Raw genomic sequence first — 24,380 nt, forward strand, 5'->3', positions numbered from 1 at the left:
GAAGCCCCGCCAACTGGCGGGGCTTTTTTCATTCAGGCGCGTGGGGCGAAGCTGTCCGGCCGGGCCAGCGGCCAGTAGGTCTCGTAGACCTTGTGCGGCCAGGGCACCCGGTCGGCGATGGCGTCGAGCAGCTCACCCGGCGCCAGGAAGCGCAGCTGGTTGGCCAGCAGCCGCACCTGGTCGCCATCGACCCGGCGCACGATGTGGCTGGCGCGGATCTCGCCCGGGTGCCGCAAGCCGGCGGCCTGCACCAGTTCCTTGAGCGCATGCAGCGTGTTGGCGTGGAACTGCGCCACCCGCTCGGTCTTGTCGGGCACCACCAGCGCACGCTGGCGCCAGGGGTCCTGGGTGGTCACGCCGGTGGGGCACTCGCCGCTGTGGCAGGTCTGGGCCTGGATGCAGCCCAGCGCGAACATGAACCCGCGCGCCGAGTTGCAGAAGTCGGCGCCCAGCGCCATCGCGCGGGCGATGTCGAAGGCGCTGACGATCTTGCCCGAGGCCCCCAGGCGGATGCGCTCGCGCAGCCCCAGCCCGACGAGCGTGTTGTGCACCAGCAGCAGGCCTTCCTGCAGCGGCGTACCCACATGGTCGGTGAACTCCAGCGGTGCGGCGCCGGTGCCGCCCTCGGCGCCATCGACGACGATGAAGTCCGGCACGATGCCACTGGCCTGCATCGCCTGGCAGATCGCGAACCACTCCCAGGGGTGGCCGATGCACAGCTTGAAGCCGGTGGGCTTGCCGCCGCTGAGGCTGCGCAGGCGCTCGACGAACTGCAGCAGCTCCAGCGGCGTCGAGAAGGCCGAGTGCGCGGCCGGCGACACGCAGTCCACGCCCACCGGCACACCGCGCGCCGCGGCGATCTCGGGCGTCACCTTGGGGCCGGGCAGCACGCCGCCATGGCCGGGCTTGGCGCCCTGGCTGAGCTTGATCTCGATGAGCCGCACCTGCGGGCTGGCGGCGTTGGCGACGAAGCGCTCCTCGCTGAAGCGGCCGTCGTCGCCGCGGCAGCCGAAGTAGCCCGAGCCGATCTCCCACACCAGGTCGCCGCCGTTCACCCGGTGGTGCACGCTGATCGAGCCCTCACCGGTGTCGTGCATGAAGCCGCCGCGCCGCGCCCCACCGTTGAGCGCCAGGATGGCGTTGGCACTCAGCGCGCCGAAGCTCATGGCCGAGATGTTGAACACGCTGGCGCTGTAGGGCTGGGCGCGGTCCGAGCCGATCGTCACGCGGAAGTCGTGGCTGTCGATGTGGGTGGGCACCAGCGAGTGGTTGATCCACTCATAGCCCTGGTGGTGCACATCCAGCTGGGTGCCGAAGGGGCGCTTGTCGGGCTGGCCCTTGGCGCGCTGGTAGACCAGTGAGCGCTGCTGGCGCGAGAAGGGCGCGGCCTCGTTGTCGCTCTCGATGAAGTACTGGCGGATCTCGGGCCGGATGAACTCCAGCAGGAAGCGCAGGTGGCCGATCACCGGGTAGTTGCGCAGCACCGCGTGGCGGCGCTGCTGCAGGTCGCGCCAGCCCAGCGCGGCGCCAGCGGCGCCCAGCAAGGCCAGCCAGGCGCCCTCGCCGGTGGCGATCCACACGAAGGCCCCCAGCAAGGCCGTGCAGGCCAGGGCGATCAGCGTGAGGTAGCGCAGCGGCAGATGGCGGTTCAGCGCGTCGAGCCAGGCGGGCATGGGCGTCTCCTCGGCGCGGCGGCGCCTGCGCGGATGCTAGCGAGTGCCAACGGCACCGAAGGCCGGAACTGGGCGGGGAGCGCCCGCCAATCCGTGCCGATAATGCCCCGGTTCCGGCCGCCCGATCGCCCATGCCTCTTGTTCCACCCGCCTCACCGGCCCGCCGCCGCGGCTTCGTGTTCTCGTCGCTGCTGCTGATCCTGGCGCTGCTGGCCGTGCTGGCGGGCCTGGCCACGGCCGCGGCGGTGGCCATCATCTACCCGCAGCTGCCGCCGCTGGATGAGCTGACCCACTACCAGCCGCGCCAGCCGCTGCAGGTGCTCACGCGCGAGGGCATCGAGATCGCGCAGTTCGGCAGCGAGCGGCGCGAGTTCCTGCCGCTGGCGCAGATCCCGCCGCGCATGCAGGACATCCTGGTGGCGGTCGAGGACGTGCGCTTTCGCGAGCATGGCGGCATCGACTACCGCGGCATTGCGCGCGCGCTGCTGGCCAACCTGGCCGGTCGGCGCGAGGGGGCGTCCACCATCACCCAGCAGGTGGCGCGCAACTTCTACCTGTCGTCGCGCCGCACCCTGGAGCGCAAGCTCAAGGAAGCGGCGCTGGCGCTGAAGATCGAGCAGCAGCTCAGCAAGGACCAGATCCTCGAGCTGTACATGAACCAGATCTACCTGGGCCAGCGCGCCTATGGCTTTGGTGCCGCGGCGCGGGTGTACTTCGGCAAGCCGCTGGCCGAGTGCAGCGTGGCCGAGATGGCCATGCTCGCCGGCCTGCCCAAGAACCCCAGCTTCGCCAACCCGATCACCCACTTCGAACGCGCCACCGCGCGCCAGCACGTGGTGCTGGGCCGGCTGCTGGCCACCGGCACCATCACCCAGGACGAGCACGACGCTGCGCTGGCGCAAAAGCTGGTGGTGCGCACCCAGGGCCAGACCGACGTGCATGCCGAGCATGTGGCCGAGATGGCCCGGCGCGAGGTGTTCGCGCGGCTGGGCGACAAGGCCTACACCACCGGGGTCAAGGTCACTACCTCGCTGGTCGCGGCCGAGCAGCAGGCGGCCTGGCTGTCGCTGCGCAAGAGCCTGCTGGAGCACGAGCGCCGCCAGCCCTGGCGCGGCCCCGAGGACGAGGTGACCCTGCCCGACGACGCCGATGACGCGGCCATTGCGGCGGCACTGAAGGACAGCCGCGACGACGAGGACCTGCGCCTGGCCATCGTGCTGCAGGCCAGCCCGCGCGAGCTGACCGCCCGCCTGGCCAACGGCGACACGGTCACCCTCAGCGGCGACGGCCTGCGTCTGGCGCAAAGCGGCCTGGGCCCCAAGGCCAGCGACGCGCTGCGCGTGCAGCGCGGCTCGATCATCCGCGTGGCCGCCACCGCCAAGGGCGGCTGGACCATCGCCCAGTGGCCCGAGGCCGAGGGCGCGCTGGTCGCGCTGGACAGCGCTACCGGTCGCGTGCGCGCGCTGGTGGGCGGCTACGACTTCGCGCGCCAGCCCTTCAACCACGCCACCCAGGCCTGGCGCCAGCCTGGCTCCAGCTTCAAGCCGCTGCTGTATTCCGCGGCGCTGGAGCAGGGCGTGATGCCGGCCACCCGCATCAACGATGCGCCGCTGACCATCGGCGACTGGAGCCCGCAGAACAGCGACGGCCAGTTCGACGGCCCGCTGACGCTGCGCCAGGCGCTGGCCAAGTCGAAGAACCTGGTCAGCGTGCGCCTGCTGCAGCAGATCGGCGTGCCCACGGTGCGCGACTGGGCCGAGCGCTTCGGCCTGGAGCGCGACAAGCAGCCGGACAACCTGACGCTGGCGCTGGGCGCCGGCAGTGTCACGCCGATGCAGATGGCCGCCGCCTATGCGGTGTTCGCCAATGGCGGCTTCAAGGTCACGCCGCGGGTGATCGAGAAGATCGTCGACGCCCAGGGCACGGTGCTCTACGAGGCGCCGGCCGCGCCCGCGCTGGTGGAGTCGGCGCCGCTGGCCGCGTCAGCAGCGGCCACGATCGAAGCGGCCTCGGCGCCGCAGGCGGCCAGCGCGCCACCGCCCCCGTCGGCCGCTGCCAGCGCGGCCGACGGCGAGCGTGTCCTGCCGGCACGCAACGCCTTCATCACCCGCGCGCTGCTGCAGGAGGTCACCCGCAGCGGCACCGCGGCGCGCGCCCAGGCCACGCTCAAGCGACCGGATGTGTACGGCAAGACCGGCACCACCAACGACGCGGTCGACGCCTGGTTCGCCGGCTTCCAGCCGGCGGTGGTGGCGGTGGTGTGGATCGGCTACGACGAGCCGCGCAGCCTGGGCGCACGCGAGAGCGGCGGCGGCCTGGCGCTGCCGGCCTGGCTGGGCTACATGCAGCAGGCGCTGAAGGGCGTGCCGGTGGCCGCTGACGCGCCGCCCGAGGGCGTGGTGAGCGTGGATGGCGACTGGCGCTACGCCGAGTTCGCTGGCGGCGGCTTCGTCGAGCGCATCGGCCTGGAGGCTGAGCCACCGCCGCCCGCCGCATCGGCCGCGTCCACCGCCGCCTCCGGTCCCTGAGCGCCGCGCGCGAGAATGCACAGCCAGGGCCTGCGGGCCCCGATCCGGAGAACACGATGCGCACCCTGATGACGGCCATCGCCGCGTGGCTGCTGGCCAGTGCGGCCGGCGCCACGCCGGCCGAGAACGACGCCGCGATGATGAAGCTGGCCACCGAGCGTGGCTGCATGGCCTGCCACACGCTGCAGCCCGCGGCCCCCCGCGCCGACGGCCTGCCGCCGATCGCGCCGGCCTGGCGCGACGTGTCGATCAAGTACCGCAACGACCCGCGCGCCCACGAGACGCTGACGCGCACCGTGCTGGACGGTAGCAACCCCGCCGGGCGCCACTGGGTGGGCAAGGTCTCGCCGGCCAACATGCCGCCGCAGGCCGGCACGGTCAGTGCCGACGAGGCGCGCATGCTGGTCAACTGGCTGTTGGTGCTGGTGCCCTGATCGACAGGCCGCGGCTGAGCGCGTCGGCGTCAGGGCTTGCAGCCGCAACTCTAGCGCTGACGCATTGAGTCAGCCCACGTGGGCGTTGACGAGGCGGCCCAGGGCATCGTAGAACCGCAGCGCGGTCGGTGCGCGTGAAAACGTCCGTGTTCGGTATAGGGGGCGCACTTCGAACTTGAGAGCACCTTCTGTTAAGGAAGGTCTGCACAACACACCGAACGGCGTGCTGATGCCCTGATCCGATCCGAATGTGATGCTGCCAGCCCCGGATTCACCCGCTCTCGCAGGTCATCAGCCCCTAAGGAGGCGCCAGCATGGCCGCTTTCGCGAACTGCGGACGCACTCATGCCTGCGCTCCCATCAGTTTGCGCCGCACCAGCCACAGATTGGCCAGTGCAAACAGCGTGTGCAGTTGCGCCGTGTTCTTGGCCAGTCCGCGGTAGCGCACCTTGATGTGTCCGAATTGGCGCTTGACCACTCGGAACGGATGCTCGACGCGTGCTCTGATTCCGGCCTTTACCCGCTCCAGTTCTTCGGTGAGCGCCTCGATGGGCTTGGCCAGGTCCAGCATGCGGCGCTTGCCAGGGCGCATGGCGATGTTCCAGGTCACATCGTCGCGGGCGTCGGGCCGTTTGCCTGCGCCTTGGTATCCAGCGTCTGCAAAGACTTCGTGGTCGCTGCTGCGCACCAGGCTGTTGGCCTCGATCACATCATTGACCGCGCCGCTGGTGCCCTTGACTGTGTGGACCAAGCCCGACTCGATGTCCACGCCGATGTGGCACTTCATGCCGAAGTACCACTGCTGGCCCTTGCGGCTTTGCTTCATCTCCGGGTCGCGCTCACCGCTGGTGTTCTTGGTCGAGCTGGGTGCAGCGATCAAGGTGGCGTCCACCACCGTGCCGCTCTTGAGCATCACGCCCTTGGCGCTCAGCAGGTCGTTGACGGTCTGCAGGATCTGGGCAGCCAGCTTGTGCTTCTCCAGCACATGCCGGAAGCGCAGGATCGTGCTCTCGTCGGGCAGCCGCTCGTCCCAGCCTTCCAGGCCCGCGAACTCCCGAAACACTGGCATGTCGTGCAGCGCCTCTTCCATCGCCGGGTCGCTCAGCGCGAACCACTGCTGCATGAAGTGAATGCGCAGCATGGTCTCGGGCGAGAACGGTGGGCGACCGCGCTTGCCCTCCGGCAGATACGGCGACACCAAGGCCACCAGATCAGCCCAGGGCACGACCTTCTCCATCTCGTCCAGGAACTCCCGGCGCCGCGTTCGCTTGGCCGTCTGTCCCAGGCCCAGGCTGTGCTGCTTCATGGGCCCTATCGTCTCAGGGCTTCACGTCGGTGCCAAGCACGACGTGGGGCGAATTATGCAGACTTTCCTTAACTTGCGCGTCGAGCCATCGCGTCCCGGCTCCTGCGATTGGAAAATAAAGAGTGGGGCCGATAAATTCAAGATCTCGTACTGCGCCGGCTACTGGTCAAATGGCTCGATAGAAGTGGGGAAGGGTATCAGGATCCAGACAGATGTGTGGCAGAAATTTCAGTACCATGCGATCCACCAAAATATAACTTCGCCGGTTCAATAAGGGGGCTCATCATGAGAAAAAACTGGATATTCACGATTTTACTGTTTTTGTGCGCAAGTGCGAGCGCCACCTTGGTACCGTCAGTCGATACTCAAGACTTGATCAGCAAGGCTGATGTCATCGTGATGGGGACTCTATCCGCACAGGACAGATCCGATGCCCCACCGGCGCGAGGCAAAGTTCTCGTCACCACCGTGGTGAGGGGAAGCAACACCCTACTGGGCAACCAGCTGGACGTTGCGTGGAGTGTTCCTTCGGAATTGGTTCGATCGCGTGCGCACGGCCTCTGGTTCTTGAGTGTAGACAGGGAGCACGGAAACTACCGCTCAGCAGGTCAAACCTCTCTGCCTGCCATTGTTGTTGTCGCGAGTTCCCGATTGGAGCCATCATCAGCGGTTGAGGGTCAGGTTGCCACAATCTTGGCAGACACGATTGCGTCCGATGACCGATCAATCTGTGACGCAGCCAATGCGCCAAGCACTTCAACAAACTGCGCCCCTGCGAGACGAAAGGAGGCGCTGGATGCGCTACTTAGGCTTCCACGGTCCGAGGTATCCGAGCAGTTGCTGATATTGGCAAACCATCCCGTTCCCGAAGTTTCCCTGCTGGCCACTGCAGGACTGGTGGATCTTGGCTTGTCGGGAAATGTGCATCGTGTCTTCGACCTGCTGTTGCACCCCTCAGAGAGTGAGATGATTGCCGCTCGCCAGCTCGCCTTGGCGATGGCCAGAAGCGCAAATGGTGTCATTCCGGCCAAACAGTTTGTAATAATGTATACGTCAGCGGATAAATATATCCGACGTAGCGCGCTTGATGGACTTCGTTCAGCCGCCACCGAGAAAGAGTTGCCCTTTTTGATCAAATTGCTGGACGACAGGGAATTCGGCATTCGATTCATGGCTGCAAACACGATGCTCAGAATTTCCGGGCAGAATCAATTGGACGGGGCGAACTTCCGACAGCAAGAGAAATCACTGCAAGTCAAATTGAAGGCGTGGGCCAACACCCGGGCTCCCTAGTGTGCTGTCCCACAGGTCAGTGCACCTGACATCGCGTCTTCGGTCCCATGACGGCGTTGCACATCCTCGCGATACCACCTTGCATCGCTGCGGTTTGCGCCTTGCTCTGAACCCTCTTCCCTTGATTTCATGTCGTGCACCCACTTGCGGGACACCGCACCAGGCGGCTGAGCATTACCCCAGCGGCACCGGCACGAAGATCGTCTCGCCGTCGCGCCGCACCAGCAGGGCCACCTGCTTGGGGTGGTTCTTCAGCAGCGCGCGCAGCTGATCGACCGACTTCAGCGGCTGGCCGTTGACCGCCAGCACCACGTCGCCCGCCTGGATGCCGGCGCGCGCCGCGGCGCCGCCGCTGTCCTGCACCAGCAGGCCGCCCTGCTCGGCGCCCACCTCGCGGCGCTCGTCCTTGTCCAGCGGGCGCAGCGCCAGGCCCAGGCGGGGCGTGTCGGCGTCGCCGGCGGGTGCCGCATCGGCGGTGTCGTCACCGGCGCGGCCCAGCCGGGCCTCCAGCGTGCGCTCGGCGCGGTCGCGCCAGACGCCCAGCTTCAGCGTCTCGCCCGGCGCGGCCTGGCTGACCAGCGAGGACAGGCTGCCGGCCTGCACCACCTTCTCGCCATTGACCGAGACGATCACGTCACCGGCCTTCAGCCCGGCCTGCGCCGCGGCGCTGCCCTTGTCGACCTTGGCGATCAGCGCGCCGTCCGGGCGCGGCATGCCGAAGGACTCGGCCAGCGCCTGGTTGACGTCCTGCACCGACACGCCCAGGCGGCCATGCTCGGCGCGGCCGTGGGCGACGATCTGGTCCTTGACCTTCAGCGCCACGTTGATCGGGATGGCGAAGCTCAGGCCCTGGAAGCCGCCGCTCTCGGTGTATATCTGCGCATTGATGCCCACCACGCTGCCGCTGCCGTCGAACAGCGGCCCGCCCGAATTGCCGGGGTTGACCGCGGCATCGGTCTGGATGAAGGGCACGGCCGAGTCGCCGGGCAACGAGCGGCCCTTGGCGCTGACGATGCCTTGCGTGGCGGTCTGCTCCAGGCCGTAGGGCGCGCCGATCGCCAGCACGCGGTCACCCACCTCGATCTGCCGGGCGTCGCCCAGGCGCACCGTGGGCAGGCCCTTGGCATCGATCTTCAGCACCGCCACGTCGGTGGTCGGGTCCGAGCCCAGCACCTTGGCGCTGAACTCGCGCCGGTCGCTCAGGCGCACGCTGACCTCCTTGGCTTCGCGCACCACGTGGGCGTTGGTCAGGATCAGGCCGTCGGCGCTGACGATGAAGCCCGAGCCCTGGCCGCGGAACGGCACCTGCGGCGCCGGGCCGCGGCTGCGGCCGCGCCCCTGCAGGCCGGGCATGCCGCGGAAGAACTGGAAGAACGGGTCGTCGGCCAGGCCGGGCGGCAGGCCGCCCTCGTCGGCGCTGGCGGCGTGCGTGCCCGAGACCATCACGCCCACCACCGCCGGGCCGTTCAGGCGCACGATGCTGCGGTAGTCGGGCAGGGCGCCGGGGGGCAGCGGCGCCACCGGCGGTGGGGTGGTGGCCGCGGTCGCCGCCTGGGCGGTGGCGGTCTTGTCATGGCCGCCCAGCCAGGCCGGCAGGTCGATCGCGGCGGCGCTGCCGGCGGCCACCAGGCCGGCGGTCAGGCCGGCGGTGGCGACGATGGTGGCCAGGGTGCGGGAGGGGGTGGACATCGCGGGGCTCCTTGAGGTTGAAGCGATGCCTGCACGGTAGGCCCGGGCGCGGGCGCGGGCATGAGGCCCGGATGAAGCGAGGATGAAGCGAACGTGAAGGCTCAGGCCGGCAGCCGCAGGCTGACCCGCAGCCCGCCCTCGGGCGATGTGCCCAGTTCGGGCTCGGCGCCATGCCGGCGCGCCACCGACTGCACGATCGCCAGGCCCAGGCCGCTGCCGTCGGCCGCGCCGCTGTCGCGGCGCCAGAAGCGGTCGAAAGCGCGCGCGCGCTCGGCCGGCGGGATGCCGGGACCGCTGTCGTCCACGCTCAGGCGCACGCCGCCGGGCTCGGGCGCCAGCCGCACGCACAGGCGACCGCCGGGCGGCGTGTAGCGGCTGGCGTTGTCCACCAGGTTGCGCAGCAGCGCGTACAGCGCGGTGCGCTCGCCGGGCACCACGCACGGCGCCTCGTCGCCCTCCAGCGCCAGTTGCTGGCCCTTGGCCTGCACCAGCGGCCACTGCGCGGCGATCACCTCGCGCGCCAGCGCGGCCAGGTCCACCGGCTGTGGCTCGGTGGGGCTGGCAGCCTCGCTGCGGGCCAGTTGCAGCAGCTGCTCGACCAGGCGCTGGGCGCGCGCGATGCCCTCGCCCAGCGCGGCCTGGGCCTGCGCCCGTGCCGCTTCATCGGTCGACCGCTGCAGCGCCTGCAGTTGCAGCTTCAGCGCGGTCAGCGGCGAGCGCAGCTCGTGCGCGGCGTCGGCCAGGAAGGCGCGCTGGCCGGCCAGCGTGGTGTCGAGCCGGGCCAGCAGCGCGTTGAGCGCGGCCACCAGCGGCGCGGTCTCGTCGGGCAGACCATCGGTCGGCAGTGGCGCCATCGAGGCGGCGTCGCGCTGGCGCAGCTCGGCGGCCAGGCGCGCCAGCGGTTGCAGGAAGTGGCTGACCAGCCACCACACCAGCGCCGCCAGCGGCACCGACAGCACGCCCAGCGGCGCCACGCTGCGCAGCGCCGCGCCGGCCGCCAGCTGGCGCCGGATCGCCTGCGGCTGCGCCACCTGGATCACCCGGCCCTGGGCCAGCACCGCGTAGCTGCGCCAGGTCTGGGCACCGGTGTCCACATCGGCCAGGCCCAGCGCGGCGCGGCCGGGCAGGTCGGTGTGGCGGCGCGAGGCATAGATGGCGCGGCCATCGACCGACCAGATCTGCACCACGAAGTCGAGCTGGGTGTCGGCCAGCGCCTCGGCCTGCTCGGGCGCCACCTGGCCCTGGTCGCGCAGCGACAGCGCCATCTGCTGCAGCTGGTAGTCGAACAGCGATTCGGTCTCGGCGAGCACCGCGCGGTAGGTCAGCGCGGCCATCGCCAGCGCGGCCGCGGCCAGCGCGGCCAACAGCGCCGCCAGCAGGCGCAGACGGATCGAGCTCACGCGCCGGGCTCCGCCAGGAAGTAGCCCACGCCGCGCACTGTGCCGATGCGGCCCTCGCCCAGCTTGCGCCGCAGCTGGTGGATGTAGACCGGCACCGCGTTGCTCTCCACCGCGTCGCCCCAGCCGTAGAGGCGGTCTTCCAGCTGGGCGCGTGAGAGCAGCGCGCCCGGGCGCTGCATCAGGGCCTCGAGCACCGCGAACTCGCGCCCCGACAGCAGCACCGGCGCGCCGGCCAGCGTGACCTGGCGCGTGGCGGGGTCCAGCACCAGATCGCCATGGCGCAGCTGGGTCTGGGCGCGCCCGCTGCGGCGCCGGCCCACCGCGCGCATGCGCGCCAGCAGCTCGTCGAACTCGAAGGGCTTGGCCAGGTAGTCGTCGGCGCCCTCGTCCAGGCCGAGGATGCGGTCGGCGGTGGCGTCGCGCGCGCTCAGCACGATCACCGGCGTGTCGTCGCCTCGGGCGCGCTGCGCGTGCAGCAGCGCCAGGCCGTCGCGCCACGCCGGCGGCGCATCGGCCGGGCCGCCGGGTGGCAGGTTCAGGTCCAGCAGCACCAGGTCGAAGGTCTCGCTGCCCCAGGCCGCGGCGGCGGCGGCGAGGTCACGCACCCAGTCGACGGCATGGCCCTCGGCGCGCAGCGCGGCGCGCAGGCTGTCGCCGATCATCCGGTCGTCTTCGACAAGCAGCAGGCGCATGGTGGGGCAGGCGGGGCAGGGCCGCCAGCATAGCCGGGAAGCTCAGCGCGGCACGGTGAGCGCCTGCAGGCGCAGCGCCAGCGCGGGCCCGTTCAGCAGGCCCACATGGGTGTCGACCAGCTGGCCGTCGGCCGTGTAGAACAGCAGCGTGGGCAGCGCGCGCGAGCCGGCCAGCGCGCCCAGCTGCGCCTGCGGGTCCAGCCAGACCGGTGCGGCGGGCGCCGCTTGGGCCGACAGGTGACGGCGCACCACCTCCGGCGACTCGGCCTGGTTGACATAGACCACCTGCACCTGCGGCCAGCGTTGCTGGGCCTGCTGCAGCAGCGGCAGCTCGCGCTGGCACACGCCGCACCAGGTGGCCCACAGCGCCAGCACCGCCGGCCGACCCTGCAAGCTGCTGCGCAACGCCACCGGCGCGCCCTGCAGGTCACTCAGCATCAGGTCGGGTGGCTGGTGCACCGCGTGGCGCTGCGCCAGCAGGGCGGCCGCGCCGACGATGGCCAGCGCCAGCGTGGCGCCGCCGCCGGCTGCCCGCCACCAGGCGCGCTGGCGGCGCAGACGCCAGGCCAGGAAGGCCAGGCCCGCCACGGCGGCGGTGGGCAGGTGCAGGCCGCCGTCGCGCACATCCAGCATCGCCCAGGGCTGGGCGGCGTAGGCGCTGGCGTGCAGCAGCAGATGGCCCAGCCGGCCCGCCAGCAGCGCGGCCAGCGCGGCCAGCCACAGCGCATCGCCCACCCGCGGTCCGGCCTGCGGGTCGGTGCGGCGCACCAGGCGCCCGGCCAGCCAGGCGCCGGCCACCAGGGCCAGCAGCGAGGCCAGCGGCAGCAGCGGCAGGGCCAGCGGACCGATCGAGACAGACAGCATCAGCGGGGCAGGACAGGGCGGCGCAAGCCCGCAGTGTCGCCCCGATGTGGCCTGGCCGCTGCCGTGGTGGCCATCAACCCCGCTTCTGGCGGGCCTCGTCTTCGTGCATGTGGCGCAGGAAGTAGCGCAGGTAGAAGACGCCCATGCCCAGCATGAAGACGATGCTGGCCAGGCTGAGCAATCCGACGTCGCTGGTGAACAGGTCAATCAGGGCATGCATGCTTCGGCTCCGTGAGTGGTCAAGGCCGCCATGACACGCCCGGCCACGGCCGACCCGGATGACAAATGGCAAGCGGGGGCCGGCGACGCGCCCGGGCTTGATGTGGATCAGTCGGCCAGCGCCGCGATCGCTGCGGCCAGCGCCGCGCGATCGACCCGCATGCGCTGCAGCGACAGCACCTGCACCACGCCCGCCTTGTGCAGCGCGCTGAACTGCCGGCTGGCGGTCTCCAGCGTCAGGTCCAGCATGTCGCCGATCTCGTCGCGCCGCGGCAGCCAGGCGGTGCCGTCGGCCTCGGCGTGGCGGTCCAGCAGCGCCAGCAGCTGCAGCAGCCGCGCGCGTGCGCTGCCGCGGGTCAGGTGCACCGACCACTGCACCATCGCGTCCATGTCGCGCTGCAGCTGGCGCAGCACCGGCACGGCCATGGCCTGGCCGCGTTCGGTGGCGGGCGGGAACAGGCCCAGCGAGATGCGGCACAGCGACACCTCGGTGCAGGCGATCAGGTCATCGACCTGCGGCAGGCCCGACAGCGCCTCGCTGCCCAGCAGCGCGCCCGGGCCGGCCAGGCGCACGATGCGGCGCTGGCCGTCCTCGGTGTAGCGCTCGGCGCGCAGCACGCCGCGGCGCACCGTGTAGACCGCCTGCCCCAGGTGGCCACGCCCCAGCAGGCGCTGGCCCGGCGGCAGCGTCAGCGCGCTGACGAAGTCATGCGCCTGGCGCAGCCAGTCGCCGGGCAGCGGGCCGAACAGCGCCATGTCGCGCACCGCACACTCGCTGCACAGCGGTTGCTGGTCCGCGGGCGGCGTCAGCCAATGGATGCGCGAGCGCGGTGGCGGGGTCAGGTCGGAGAGGTTCATGCGGCGGGCAGACAGCCCGCCAGGTGCGGGCCCTGCGCCGCATTGAACCGCGCCGGGGCCGTCGTCGATTGATGTCGATCACGCCCGCCGTCGCGGACCGGCTTCAGCGGCTGACGCTCACCGTCATCGTGCCCAGGTCGAAGGCGCCGCGGAAGCTCAGGGGGAACTCGGGGCCGGCATGGCTGGGCAGCAGCGGGCCCATGACGCCGCCCAGCGAGCTGACGAAGCGCACCTGCGAGGTGAAGTCGAAGGCGATCACCGGGATGTCGGTGGCCATCTTGGCGCGCCCCTGGCGGCCGCTGTACCACCAGTTGGCCAGGAAGGGCTGGCTCAGCGTGGGCGTGCTGACCTGGCCCAGCAGGCCCCAGCGGGCGTTGTCGGCCGCCACCGCGGCGAACAGCTCCTGGCGCGACCCCTGCGGCAGCGTCTCGATCGTCAGGCCCTCGTCCAGGCTGACCGGGATGCCCGCCGAGCGCAGCACCACGGCCAGCGCCGTCCCATTGGTGGCGTAGCTCAGCAGGTAGTTGTTGATCGAGGTGAGGGGGTCGGTGCCGGTGCCGTCGGGCGAGACCACCATCAGGCCGATCTGCGCCACCCGGCCCGGCCGCGCCGGTCCGGCGCCGACCCGCACCTGCTGGCAGTCGGCCACCCGCACCACCAGGCGCGCACCAGCGCCATCGGCCACCAGCGTGTAGGCGGCCGGCACGGCGGCGCGCGCCGCGGCGGCATCGACCGGCGCGACACCGACGAATTCGGTGCAGTTCTGGAACCGCACCGGGGGGCGGCCATCATGGGCGTGGGACGCCACCGCGGTGAACAGGCCCAGCGCGACCAGCCAGGGGGTCAGGGAAGCAGCCATCGTCAAGCACTCCACAGCACACAGGGACCGGCAGTCTGCGCCTGCCCGGCCGAGGGCTCCAACACCTAACTCGGCAGGGGAGCGGCCGCTCGCCCACCCGCATCAGCCCGGATGCCGTGGGCCGTGGCTCGTGCGAACATCGACCCCGACAAGGGAGCACGACAATGAATGATGCACGCATGCGCGGCAGCCGGCGGCTGTCTGCCTGGCTGATGACGATCCTGCTGGCGCTGCTGCCGGGCCTGGCGGCGGCCGCCGCGGTGCCGGTGGAGCGCTTCTTCCAGCGCCCGGCGATCGAGCAGCTCAAGCTGTCGCCCTCGGGGCGCCAGCTGGCCTTCACCACCAGCGTCAAGCGCGAACGCGTCGGCCTGGTGGTGATGAACCTGGACGGTGACCGCAGCCTGCGCTGGGTCGCTGCCTTCGAGGACGGCGACATCGGCCGCTTCCAGTGGGTCAATGACGAGCGCCTGGTCTTCAGTGCGATTGACTACCAGGAGGGCAGCGGCGAGGACTACGAGTACGCGCCGGGCCTGTACTCGGTGAAGTCCGACGGCACCGAGTTCCGCCAGCTGGTCTACCGGCGCAACACCCCGGCCCCGATCGACACCCGCATCCGCGACAACACCCTGACCTGGAACCACCAGCTGCTGCAGGTGCTGCCGGGCCAGGGCGACGAGGTCATCGTCGGCCAATGGCTGATCGGCCGGGGCGAGGTGACCGGCGTCGAACCCATGTGGCTGAACACCGCCACCGGCCGCACCCGCCGCATCGACCTCAGCGGCACGCCCCGCCACGCCATGGCCTGGTGGTTCGACCCGCAGGGCGTGCCCCGCGCCCTGGTGGCGGTGCGCGACAACCGCGCCAGCATCCTCTGGAACGGCCGCGACGGCGGCGGCTGGCGCACGCTGGCCGAAGCCGCCCGTGACGAGCTGCCCTTCACCCCCGAGGCGGTGGACGGCAAGGGCGAGCTGTACCTGGTGCACCGCCATGGCGCCGGGGGGTGGGAGGCGCTGGGCCGTTACGACTTCGCGGCCGGCCGCCCCGCGGCCACCAACCTGGTCGAGGCGCCCGGCTTCGATGTCTCGCCCGACCTGGTCTTCGACAGCACCGGCCAGCGCCTGCTGGGCGTGCACCTGGAAACCGACGCCCACACCACCGTCTGGTACGACCCGGCGCTGCGTGCGCTGCAGGCCAAGATCGACGCGCTGCTGCCGGACTGGTCCAACCGCCTGAGCTGCGCCCGCTGCGAGCGCGACGACCGGGTGGTGCTGGTGCATTCGCGCTCGGCCAGCGACCCGGGCCGGGTCTGGCTGTGGCGGCCCGACCAGGAGGGCCGCAACGCGCTGCAGCTGATGCAGGTGGCTCGGCCTGAGGTGCCGGTGGCGCAGATGGCCGACAAGGGCTTCGAGCGGATCCGCACCCGCGACGGCCGCGAGATGCCGCTGTGGGTCACGCGCCCGGTCGGCCTGCCGGCCAAGGCGCGTCCGCCGGCGGTGGTGCTGGTGCACGGCGGCCCCTGGGTGCGGGGCGGCCACTGGGCCTGGGACCCGATGGTGCAGTTCCTGGCCTCGCGCGGCTATGTGGTGATCGAGCCCGAGTTCCGCGGCAGCGCCGGCTACGGCCTGGTGCACGAGCGCGCCGGCGACCGCCAATGGGGCCGCGCGATGCAGGACGACCTGGCCGACGCGCTGCGCTACGTGCAGTCCAAGGGCATCGCCGGCGAGCGCGCCTGCATCATGGGCGCCAGCTATGGCGGCTATGCCACGCTGATGGGCCTGGTCAGCCAGCCCGAGCTGTGGTCCTGCGGCATCCAGTGGGTGGGCGTGGCCGACATGGAGCTGTTCCTCAAGGGCTCCTGGCTGGTGCGTGACGACATCTCCAGCCAGGGCCGCAGCGTCAGCCTGCCCAAGCGCGTGGCCCGCCTGCCCGAGGATGCGGCGATGGTCGAGGCCATCGATCCGGTGCGCCAGGCGGCCCGCATCAAGGCGCCGCTGCTGATGGCCTACGGCACCGAGGACCAGCGCGTGCCGATCGCCCATGGCGAGCGCATGCGCGACGCCCTGCGCCGCGCCGGCCGCGAGCCCGAATGGGTGGTCTACCCCGGCGAGGCCCATGGCTGGCGCACCGAGAAGAACCAGATCGACTTCGCGCGGCGGGTGGAGGCGTTCCTGGCGAAGCACCTGCCAGCGTCCGGGCCATGACGCCCGGACGCCGGTGTGGCCGTCAGCCGCCCCGAGCCGTCATCTGACACGCACTGGCCACGGCGCTGGCCACCTCGGGCGGGACGGTCACGGCGACGCTGCTGGCCGCCGATGCGGCACTGGCGACCCGAACCGAGGCCGCCAGGGCGTCCGCGATGCAGGCACCGACAGCCGCCACGCGGACGGCCTCGGTCAGGTTCTGCGATGCCAGGCCGGTCGAGAACACCTTGCCCACGATGACGTTGGCCGTCGCCGATGGGGCCGAGGCCGCCGATCCCTGCACCGAGCTTGACGAGTCGAACCGGCCGAAGACCGACAGGGCGTCGGTCTTGCGGCTCTGCAGTGAGGCCGCGGCCTGAGCCGCTGCGGGATACAGCGCAGCCGCCTCCTTGGTTCTCGCTGTCGTGGCCTCACGCAGTGCAGGCAGCTGGGTGTCCTGTTCGGAGGCCTTGGTTTGGTAGGCGGCGATCAGCTTGTCGACCAGAGGGCTCAGCTCGTCCTTCGCCGCCCCCTTGGCCATCGCCGCGTTCAGTGACGCATCGCCAATGCGCTTGAGCGTGGCCATCAACTCGCCCGGCAGGGCGGCCGACGCGGGGACAGCGGCGAGCTGCCCCTTGGCCTGCGCCAGGCCGGCCAGATCGGCCTTGTACGACCCCAGGCGCTGTTCGGCCAGGCGAACCGCGGCGCTGGCAGCATCGGCGGCCTTCAGCGCCTGGACGTAGTTGTCGACACGGGCGCGGTGCTCCTGCGCCAGCGGTGACATGTCGGTGGCATCACCGACACGACCGTTTTCCGCGTAGATCCGCAGCAACTGATCCGCGGACTGCGACGCTGGTGAGGCCACCGCCACCGGCACATAGGCTGCATCGACCACCTTGACACCCACATTGAGGGAGACACCGGGTGTCTCCGCCGGGTTGCTGGTCACGTCCACGCCCACACTGATCTTCGATGAGTACACCAGGGGGGCCTGCTGCAAGGCACAGCCCGCCAGCACAGCGCAGCTGGCCGCCGCCAGGGCCGTGAGTCCGTTCGTCTTCATCATGGTTCTCCTTGCTCCGAAAAGACGCACCAGCCTTGCGCGAGGGCGCCGGTGGTGCGCAACCAGTCCATGAATCGCTGGACCGATGCCGGGTCCGGCAGACTGATGAACATGCGACAGGCGGTCGTCGAGTTGGCCATCACGCTGCGTTCGATCACCGCGCCCAGGGTCGCCGACCGCGGGCCCAGCAGCAGCCCGACCCCGGCGCTGTCGACCACGGCCAGACCTCGTGCGTCCGGCTCCACGGTGATCTGGGCGATGCCGGGGTACCAGCGAACACGCGGCTCACCCTGTCGAACCTGAACCACCGTGCATGCGGACAAAGAGGTGAGCGCGAGCATGGCCGCCACCACCCGCCAGCCGCGGCCGCCTGCCCGCGCACAAGCCACATCCACCATGACCAACCTCCCCGAGCCCGGGTGACGCCCGCCCTCACCCGGCCCTGGTGGCGTTTGTCGCGCAGCACAGCGTCTCGCGCATCGTCAACTTCGTGGATGAGTCGGTGGAGGCATCACGGAAGACCTGCCAGCGGCGGTGGCGGCCGCGATGGTTCAGGACGTTGGACAATCACCGCCACGCCACCTGTCTTCTCGCCTGGGCTCGACCATGACCAATCGCTCGCGTCGTCTCTCCTCCGCACTGACCCTGGGCCTGCTGGCCAGCCTGACGGCACACGCCCAGGACAGCACGCCCCCCGACGGCAGCCTGCGCCGCCACGACGCGCTCATCACGCTGGACTACCAGAAGATCAAGGTGCCCGGCGACGCGCCGATCGACTTCATGGGCTTTCACCTCTACCACCCGGTGGGCGAGCGCCTGCACCTGGGCGCGGGGGTGTATGCGCCGCTGGTGCATGGCGGCTACGGCGGCTTCATGGCCTTCGACCTGGGTGCCTACCTGCGCCAGCCGATCAGCGGTCCGCTGTTCGCCACTGCGGGCCTGTCGGCCGGCGGTGGCGGCGGTGGGCGCAGCATCGCGCAGAGCAAGGTGCTGTCGGGCACCGGCGGCTTCGTCAAGGGCCATGTCGGGCTGGGCTGGGACTTCGGCCGCTTCGCGGTGGGGGTCAATGCAGCCAAGGTGAAGTTCCGCAGCTCGGCGATCGACAGCACCCAGGCCAATCTCTTCGTCGAGATTCCGTACAGCTACCTCACCGGCCCCTTCGCCAGCCAGGGCACGCCCTTGTCCGCGGCCGACGAGCGCCGTGCCGCCGCCGAGGTGGGCGAGAACATGCTGACGGTGACGCTGGACAACTACCGCCAGAGCAGCCCGCAGGGCAACTTCAAGGGCACGCTGCGCCTGGCCGACCTGCAGTACGCGCACTTCTTCGCCCCCGACACCTACTGGTTCGGCGCGATCGGCGTGGGCTACCGCGGTCTGCCGATCTACAACCAGGTGCTGGGCGGCGTGGGCCAGCGCTGGCGCGTGGCCCCGAACTGGGCGCTGTACGGCCAGTTGGGCCTGGGCTCGGGTGGCTACTCGCCCGAGCAGATCGACACCGGCCCGGGCCTGCTGGTCTATCCCAAGCTGAGCGCCGAATACGCGCTGAGCCCGACGCTGGGCCTTTCGCTGTCGGTGGGCCACATGAGCGCGCCCAAGGCCAGCTCACGCAACACCACCTACGGCCTGGCGCTGACCCACCACCTGCGCCCCAGCCGCGCGGGCGACGAGGGCCCGTCGCACTGGCAGGGCTTCCGCGTCAGCCTGTTCCACCAGACCGATTTCAAGCTGGTCTACCGCGACATCGCGCGGCCGCCGCTGCAGATGATCGGTATCCAGGTCGACACGCCGCTCAATGAGCGCTGGTACGTGCCGGTGCAGGCCGCGGTGGCCTACAACGCCTACCTGGGCTACCCCGGCTACGGCGAGCTGCTGACCGGCCTGGGCCTGCAAAGCCGCGCCGCGGCCAGCGATCGCTGGCAGTGGTTCGGCCAGGCGATGGTGGGCGCGAACGTGCACGGCACCGCAGCCAAGGCCAGCGGCGGCGTGCGCTACATCCTGGACGACCAGATGTCGCTGAGCCTGAACCTGGGCCGGCTGGAGGCCCGCAGCTCGGCCGGCCGGCGCTTCAGCGCCGACACCGTGGGCCTGGGCGTGGACTACCGCTTCTCGACGCCCACGCGCTGATCGTTCGCGCGCGCCGGCGCCTCACGCGCTGCGCCGCGCCCGGTAGAGCATGTCCAGCGTGATGTGCCGCACCTCGAGCTTGCTCTGCGCGATGTGGGCGCGCAGCAGGCGCTGGGCCTCGTCGGCGCGGCGGCGGGTGATGGCGCGCAGGATGCGCGCGTGCTCGTCGTAGGTGGCGTCGATGCGCGCCGCCTTGGTGAAGTCCAGCCGGCGGATGATGCGGATGCGCTCGGTGATCTCCTGGTGCACGCGCGCCATCTCGCGGTTGCCGCTGCCCTGCACCAGCAGCGCATGGAACTGCTCGTCGAGTGCGCCGACCTGGGCGCCGTCGCGCAGGCGCTCGGCCGCCGGCACCAGCCAGACATCGGCCAGCTGCCGCAGTTCGGGGCGCTCTTCGTGTTCGGCCAGGTGCCGGGCGGCGTCGCACTCGATCAGCACGCGCAGGTCGTAGAGCTCGTCCATCACGTCGAAGTCCAGCGGCGCCACCTGCCAGCCCAGCCTGGGCACCAGCTGCAGCAGACCCTCGCGTGCCAGGCGTTGCAGCGCGGCGCGCAGCGGCGTGCGGCTGACCTGCACGCGCTGCGCCAGCTCGGACTCGGAGATGCGCTCGCCGGGCATCAGCGCGAAGTCCACCACCATCTGCTTGATGCGCGCATGCGCCTGGTCGGCCAGCGTGGGCTCGCTGGCGGGGCCGGGGGCCACGCGCACCACGGTGGCGGCGCGTGTCGGGCGGGGGGCGGATTGGCGGGGACGTGTCGAGCTGGGCATCTGGCCGGAATGATAAGCAGCTCAGTCGGCCTGGAACGGGATCATGCTGACGTGGGCGGCCACGATGCGCCAGCCCTCGGCCAGGCGCACCCAGGTCTGGGTCTGGAAGCCGCGCAGCGCGGTGTCGCTGCGCACGAACTCCACCTGGGCCACCGCCACGTCGTGGCCGAAGCTGTGCAGGCGCAGGTGGTGCAGCGTGCGCGTGAACTGGGGCGCGGGTGTGGCGGCTCGGTAGGCGCGCAGCTCGTCAATGCCCCACTGGCGGTCGGCGATGCCGTAGCGGGTGGTGCGCGCGTCGTCCCAGAAGAAGGCGTTGAGCGCGTCCACGTCGTTGGCCATCAGCGCGGCCTCGTAGGCCACGAACACGGCGTGCAGCTCCTCCAGCACCAGCTCGTCGTCGATCAGGCGGGTGTCGATCATGGCCTCAGCGCCCCTGCGCCAGGTAGGCGCGCCAGCCGCCGAAGGCGCTGATGTCGGGCGCGCCCTGCAGCGCGGCGCCCTCGCAGATGAAGCCCTTGACCCAGCGGCCGTCGGCCAGCTCGACATTGCCCAGGCCCAGCGGCGGCGGGATCAGCGCCAGGAAGGAGCCGAGCGCCGCCTGCGGCAGCTCGTAGACCTCCAGCGCGATCGCATGGCCGGGCTGCTCCTCGGCCACGCGCGCCAGCCCGGGCTTGGGCGGCGTGCTGCCCGGCAGCGCATGCAGGCGGTAGCGTGCGGCCGTGGTGGTGCGCGCCAGCAGGCGTGCGCCGCGCTCGACCAGCTGGCCGTGCAGCGGCAGGCCCTGCAGGTGCGCCCCCACCACCGCCAGCGCCAGCGTGGGCGCGGCCTGCGGGCGGCGGCCCGGCGCGCGGTCCTCGGCGCGGGCCGGGCGCAGCCGGGCACCCAGCGGCGCCGGGCCGGCGGCCTCCCAGCGCAGGCCCCAGTCGACCAGCGCGGCATCGGCGCCGCCCGGACCGATCAGCGTGACGCCAAACGGCAGGCCGCCGTCCTCGGGCAGCACCGCGGGCAGCGCCAGCGCCGACCAGCCCAGCAGGTTGACGAAGTTGGTGTAGCGGCCCAGCTCGCTGTTGCGCCGCACCGGCTCGGCCGCCACCGCGGCCAGCGTGGGGCAGGTGGGCGCGGTGGGCACCAGCAGCGCATCCACCTGCTGCCACAGCGGTGCCAGGCGGGCTCGCAGCTCCTCCAGCCGGTAGCGGCCCAGGAAGGCGTCGTCGGCGCTGTAGCGGGTGGCGGCGCCGATCACCGCGGCCACCGTGGGGTCCAGGGCCTCGGGCTGGCGCGCCATCAGGTCGGCCACCACGCTGTGGCGCTCGGCCACCCAGGGGCCGTCGTAGAGCAGCTCGGCCACCTCGAACAGCGGGCCGAAGTCCAGCGGCACGGTCTCGGCGCCCAGGCTGCGCGCGCGCGCCAGCGCGTCGTCGAACGCGCGGTCCCAGCCCAGCGCGCTGTCGCAGCCGGGGCGGTCGGGCACGCCCAGGCGCAGCGCGGGGCGCGCGCCGCCCAGCCAGGGGGGCTGCAGCGCGGGCCAGGCGAAGCGCGGTTCGTCGTCGGCGCCCTCGATCCAGGCCATCACCTCGGCGGCGTCGGCCACGGTCAGCGCAAAGACGCTGACCACGTCCAGCGTGCGGCAGGCCGGCAGCACGCCGGCCATGGGCACGCGCCCGGGCGAGGGCTTCAGGCCCACCAGGTGGTTGAAGCCGGCCGGCACGCGGCCCGAACCGGCGGTGTCGGTGCCCAGCGCGAAGGGCACCAGGCCGCGCGCCACCACCGACGCCGAGCCCGAGCTGGAGCCGCCGCTGACAAACGCCGGATCGAAGCTGTTGGGCACCGCGCCATAGGGCGAGCGGGTGCCCACCAGGCCGGTGGCGAACTGGTCCAGGTTGGTCTTGCCGATGCACACCGCGCCGGCCTGCTGCAGCCGCTGCACGCAGGTGGCGCTGGCGGCGGGCTCGTGCGCGAAGGCCGGGCAGGCGGCGGTGGTGGGCAGGCCCGCCACGTCGATGTTGTCCTTCACCGCGAAGGGCACGCCCCACAGCGGCAACGCGGCGCTGCGCGGCGGCAGCGCGGCCAGCTGGGCCTCGATCACGGCGCAGCTGGCGCGGGTGATCCAGGCCGGGTCCTGGGCCGACAGCCGGGCCAGCAGCGCGCCGTACAGCGGCAGCGGCTCGGCGCCCTCGTCGTAGGCGCGGCGCCAGTCGGCGATGGTGTGCAGGGGGCGGTTCATGGGGGGCTCAGCGCGTCGATCAGGGTGGCCGATGGCGCGCTCCAGCCGACGATCGCGCCCTGCGCGGTCAGCATCGCCAGCGTGGCCGCCTTGAAGGCGGGGAAGTAGCTCTCGGTGCCGTCTTCCACCACCAGGCAGTCATAGCCGCGGTCGTTGGCCTCGCGCATCGAGGTCTGCACGCAGACCTCGGTGGTCACACCCATGAAGACCAGGTGGCTGATGCCGTGGCCGCGCAGCAGCGCATCGACCTGGGTGCCGCAGAACATGCCCTTGCCGGGCTTGTCGATCACCCACTCGCCGGGCCGCGGCGCCAGCTCGGGAATGATCTGGTTGCCGGGCTCGCCAGCCACCAGGATGCGACCCATCGGCCCGATGTCGCCGATGCGCAGCGTGGGCGCGCCGCGCAGGCGCTTGGCGGGCGGGCAGTCGGACAGATCCGGCGCATGCGCCTCGCGCGTGTGCAGCACGCGGCCGCCGGCGGCGCGCCAGGCGTCCAGCACGCGGCGCACCGTGGGCACGATGGCCTGCAGGCGCGTGACGTCGTTGCCCAGCGACTCGCCAAAGCCGCCGGGCTCGACGAAGTCGCGCTGCATGTCGATGATCACCAGCGCGGTGTGCGCCAGCTCGAACGGGTACTCGAAGGGCGTGGCGGCCAGGCGGATCATGCGTGCGTCTCCTGCGGGCCATGGGCACGTCCGCCCATGTAGGCGCCCAGCGACTGGCGGCTGGCGCTGCGCGCCGGCGTGTCGTGGACGACACGGCCCTCGCTCATCACCACGATGCGGTCGGCCAGCGACAGCAGCTCGTCCAGGTCCTCGCTCACCAGCAGCACCGCGGCGCCGCGGTTGCGCGCCGCCATCAGCCGGCCGTGGATCTCGGCCACCGCGGCGAAGTCCAGGCCGAAGACCGGGTTGCTGACCAGCAGCAGCTCGGCCTGGCCATCCAGTTCACGCGCCAGCACCGCGCGCTGCACATTGCCGCCCGAGAGCGTGCGGATGGCCGCGCGCTCGCCCTGGGTCTTGACGCCATACTCGGCGATCCACTGACGCGCCCGCGCGCGCAGCGCGCCCCAGCGCACCCAGCCGGCGCGCGACCAGGGCCGCTCGTCGAAGTGGCGCAGCGCCATGTTCTGCGCCACGCTCAGTGCGCCGACGCAGGCATTGGCCAGTGGCTCCTCAGGCAGGCTGCGCACGCGGTGGTGGCGGTTCTCGGCGCGGCGCGCGCCAAAGGCGCGGCCGTCCACCTGCACCCGGCCCGACAGGCGCGCGCGCTGGCCGGTCAGCGCCTGCATCAGCTCGCGCTGGCCGTTGCCGCTGACGCCGGCCACGCCGACGATCTCGCCGCGGCGCACCTGCAGGTCCAGACCGCGCACCGCGGGCTCGCCGCGGTCGCCCATCACCACCAGTGCATTGATCGCCAGCTTGGTTTCGCCCGGCGGCTGCTCCAGCCGGTCGCTGCGCTCGCCCACGGTCAGCGCGCCCTGGGCTTCGCCCACCATCGCCTCGGCCAGCGCGGCGGGCGTGGTGTCGGCCACCGCGCCGCTGTGCACCAGGCGGCCGCGGCGCAGCACGCTGACGTCGTCGGCGTGGGCCATCACCTCGCGGAACTTGTGGGTGATCATCAGCACCGAGCAGGCGCCCGAGCGGGCCTGCTCGCGCAGCGCGCCCAGCACCTCGTCGGCCTCCTGCGGCGTCAGCACCGAGGTGGGTTCGTCCAGGATCAGCAGGCGCGGCTTGAGGAACAGCTGCTTGAGGATCTCGAGCTTCTGCTTCTCGCCGGCCGACAGGTCCAGCGGTGTGGCGTCCAGCGGCAGGCGGAACGGCGTGGTCTGCAGAAAGGCCTCCAGCTCGGCGCGGGCGCTGCGCCAGTCGATGCGCATGGGCAGCCGGCCGCGCGCCAGCAGCAGGTTTTCGGCCACCGTCATGCCCGGCACCACCGTGAAGTGCTGGTAGACCATGCCCAGGCCCAGGTCGCGCGCCACCGTGGGCGAGTGGATGTCCTGCTCGCGGCCGTCCACCAGCACCGCGCCCTCGTCGGGCCGCTGGTAGCCGACGATGCACTTGACCAGCGTGCTCTTGCCCGCGCCGTTCTCGCCCAGCAGCGCGTGCACGGTGCCGGGCCGCACCGCCAGGCTCACGCCCTGCAGCGCGGTGAAGCTGCCGAAGCGCTTGCCCAGCTCGAAGGTCTGCAGCGACAGCGCGGTCAT

Annotated in this window: 21 protein-coding genes; 5 read left to right on the forward strand and 16 right to left on the reverse strand. The window is 71.6% G+C overall.

The window, feature by feature from the left end; translation table 11 throughout:
• Positions 1 to 32 precede the first annotated feature (32 nt).
• Positions 33 to 1,673 carry an FMN-binding glutamate synthase family protein gene (locus tag KAK03_RS00790; protein ID WP_210851137.1) on the reverse strand — a complete coding sequence of 547 codons (1,641 nt, stop codon included), beginning with the start codon at positions 1,671 to 1,673 and terminating at the stop codon, positions 33 to 35.
• Between the two features lie 131 nt (positions 1,674 to 1,804).
• Here KAK03_RS00790 and KAK03_RS00795 point away from each other — a divergent pair, with 131 nt between their 5' ends.
• Entirely contained in the window at positions 1,805 to 4,201 is a 2,397-nt protein-coding gene (locus KAK03_RS00795) for a penicillin-binding protein 1A (protein WP_210851148.1), read from the forward strand.
• A 56-nt stretch (positions 4,202 to 4,257) separates the two neighbouring features.
• Entirely contained in the window at positions 4,258 to 4,635 is a 378-nt protein-coding gene (locus KAK03_RS00800; RefSeq protein ID WP_210851150.1) for a c-type cytochrome, read from the forward strand.
• A 343-nt stretch (positions 4,636 to 4,978) separates the two neighbouring features.
• Here the strand turns inward: KAK03_RS00800 and KAK03_RS00805 are convergent, their stop codons facing one another.
• On the reverse strand, positions 4,979 to 5,941 hold the full coding sequence (locus tag KAK03_RS00805) for an IS5 family transposase (RefSeq protein ID WP_210851151.1): 963 nt from the start codon (positions 5,939 to 5,941) through the stop codon (positions 4,979 to 4,981).
• A 285-nt stretch (positions 5,942 to 6,226) separates the two neighbouring features.
• On the opposite strand from KAK03_RS00805, the gene KAK03_RS00810 reads away from it, so the two are divergent.
• Positions 6,227 to 7,234: a HEAT repeat domain-containing protein gene (locus KAK03_RS00810; RefSeq protein WP_210851152.1), complete on the forward strand. Its 1,008-nt coding sequence runs from the start codon at positions 6,227 to 6,229 to the stop codon at positions 7,232 to 7,234.
• Positions 7,235 to 7,408: 174 nt separating this feature from the next.
• Here the strand turns inward: KAK03_RS00810 and KAK03_RS00815 are convergent, their stop codons facing one another.
• The 7 genes from KAK03_RS00815 to KAK03_RS00845 all read right to left on the reverse strand — a co-directional run bounded on the left by KAK03_RS00815 (position 7,409) and on the right by KAK03_RS00845 (position 13,815).
• A complete protein-coding gene (locus KAK03_RS00815) occupies positions 7,409 to 8,923 on the reverse strand; it encodes a Do family serine endopeptidase (RefSeq protein WP_210851153.1) in 1,515 nt (504 codons plus the stop codon).
• Between the two features lie 101 nt (positions 8,924 to 9,024).
• Positions 9,025 to 10,323, reverse strand: coding sequence for a sensor histidine kinase (locus KAK03_RS00820; protein ID WP_210851154.1), 1,299 nt, complete (start codon positions 10,321 to 10,323; stop codon positions 9,025 to 9,027).
• Complete coding sequence (locus tag KAK03_RS00825; RefSeq protein WP_210851155.1) at positions 10,320 to 11,015, reverse strand: response regulator; 696 nt, start codon at positions 11,013 to 11,015, stop codon at positions 10,320 to 10,322. Before KAK03_RS00825 ends, KAK03_RS00820 begins: the two co-directional genes overlap by 4 nt.
• 42 nt (positions 11,016 to 11,057) lie before the next feature.
• Complete coding sequence (locus KAK03_RS00830) at positions 11,058 to 11,879, reverse strand: TlpA family protein disulfide reductase (protein WP_210851156.1); 822 nt, start codon at positions 11,877 to 11,879, stop codon at positions 11,058 to 11,060.
• A gap of 73 nt (positions 11,880 to 11,952) precedes the next feature.
• On the reverse strand, positions 11,953 to 12,099 hold the full coding sequence (locus KAK03_RS00835) for a DUF3149 domain-containing protein (protein WP_210851158.1): 147 nt from the start codon (positions 12,097 to 12,099) through the stop codon (positions 11,953 to 11,955).
• Positions 12,100 to 12,206: 107 nt separating this feature from the next.
• Positions 12,207 to 12,956, reverse strand: coding sequence for a Crp/Fnr family transcriptional regulator (locus tag KAK03_RS00840; protein WP_210851160.1), 750 nt, complete (start codon positions 12,954 to 12,956; stop codon positions 12,207 to 12,209).
• A gap of 103 nt (positions 12,957 to 13,059) precedes the next feature.
• On the reverse strand, positions 13,060 to 13,815 hold the full coding sequence (locus tag KAK03_RS00845) for a hypothetical protein (RefSeq protein WP_210851161.1): 756 nt from the start codon (positions 13,813 to 13,815) through the stop codon (positions 13,060 to 13,062).
• Positions 13,816 to 13,979: 164 nt separating this feature from the next.
• Here KAK03_RS00845 and KAK03_RS00850 point away from each other — a divergent pair, with 164 nt between their 5' ends.
• The gene (locus KAK03_RS00850; RefSeq protein ID WP_210851162.1) at positions 13,980 to 16,016 is read left to right on the forward strand and encodes an alpha/beta hydrolase family protein; all 2,037 of its coding nucleotides are present in this window, start codon (positions 13,980 to 13,982) and stop codon (positions 16,014 to 16,016) included.
• Positions 16,017 to 16,038: 22 nt separating this feature from the next.
• On the opposite strand, the gene KAK03_RS00855 is transcribed toward KAK03_RS00850, so the two are convergent.
• Both KAK03_RS00855 and KAK03_RS00860 read right to left on the reverse strand, forming a co-directional pair.
• Positions 16,039 to 17,061, reverse strand: a complete 1,023-nt coding sequence (locus tag KAK03_RS00855) for a hypothetical protein (RefSeq protein WP_210851163.1) — start codon at positions 17,059 to 17,061, stop codon at positions 16,039 to 16,041.
• On the reverse strand, positions 17,058 to 17,399 hold the full coding sequence (locus KAK03_RS00860) for a hypothetical protein (RefSeq protein WP_210851164.1): 342 nt from the start codon (positions 17,397 to 17,399) through the stop codon (positions 17,058 to 17,060). The genes KAK03_RS00855 and KAK03_RS00860 overlap by 4 nt, the downstream gene beginning before the upstream one ends.
• A 265-nt stretch (positions 17,400 to 17,664) precedes the next feature.
• Here KAK03_RS00860 and KAK03_RS00865 point away from each other — a divergent pair, with 265 nt between their 5' ends.
• On the forward strand, positions 17,665 to 19,182 hold the full coding sequence (locus KAK03_RS00865) for a hypothetical protein (protein ID WP_210851165.1): 1,518 nt from the start codon (positions 17,665 to 17,667) through the stop codon (positions 19,180 to 19,182).
• A gap of 21 nt (positions 19,183 to 19,203) precedes the next feature.
• Here the strand turns inward: KAK03_RS00865 and KAK03_RS00870 are convergent, their stop codons facing one another.
• The 5 genes from KAK03_RS00870 to KAK03_RS00890 are packed head-to-tail and all read right to left on the reverse strand — an operon-like array spanning position 19,204 to position 24,380.
• Positions 19,204 to 19,950 carry a GntR family transcriptional regulator gene (locus KAK03_RS00870; RefSeq protein ID WP_210851166.1) on the reverse strand — a complete coding sequence of 249 codons (747 nt, stop codon included), beginning with the start codon at positions 19,948 to 19,950 and terminating at the stop codon, positions 19,204 to 19,206.
• Positions 19,951 to 19,971: 21 nt separating this feature from the next.
• A complete protein-coding gene (gene hpxZ / locus KAK03_RS00875; RefSeq protein ID WP_210851169.1) occupies positions 19,972 to 20,370 on the reverse strand; it encodes an oxalurate catabolism protein HpxZ in 399 nt (132 codons plus the stop codon).
• 4 nt (positions 20,371 to 20,374) lie between these two features.
• Entirely contained in the window at positions 20,375 to 22,174 is a 1,800-nt protein-coding gene (atzF, locus tag KAK03_RS00880; protein ID WP_210851171.1) for an allophanate hydrolase, read from the reverse strand.
• Positions 22,171 to 22,839 (reverse strand): cysteine hydrolase family protein, encoded by a 669-nt coding sequence (locus KAK03_RS00885; protein ID WP_210851173.1) that lies wholly within the window; start codon positions 22,837 to 22,839, stop codon positions 22,171 to 22,173. Before KAK03_RS00885 ends, atzF begins: the two co-directional genes overlap by 4 nt.
• Entirely contained in the window at positions 22,836 to 24,380 is a 1,545-nt protein-coding gene (locus tag KAK03_RS00890; RefSeq protein WP_210851174.1) for an ABC transporter ATP-binding protein, read from the reverse strand. Before KAK03_RS00890 ends, KAK03_RS00885 begins: the two co-directional genes overlap by 4 nt.

Source organism: Ideonella alba (assembly GCF_018069845.1).
GTDB lineage: Bacteria > Pseudomonadota > Gammaproteobacteria > Burkholderiales > Burkholderiaceae_C > Ideonella > Ideonella alba.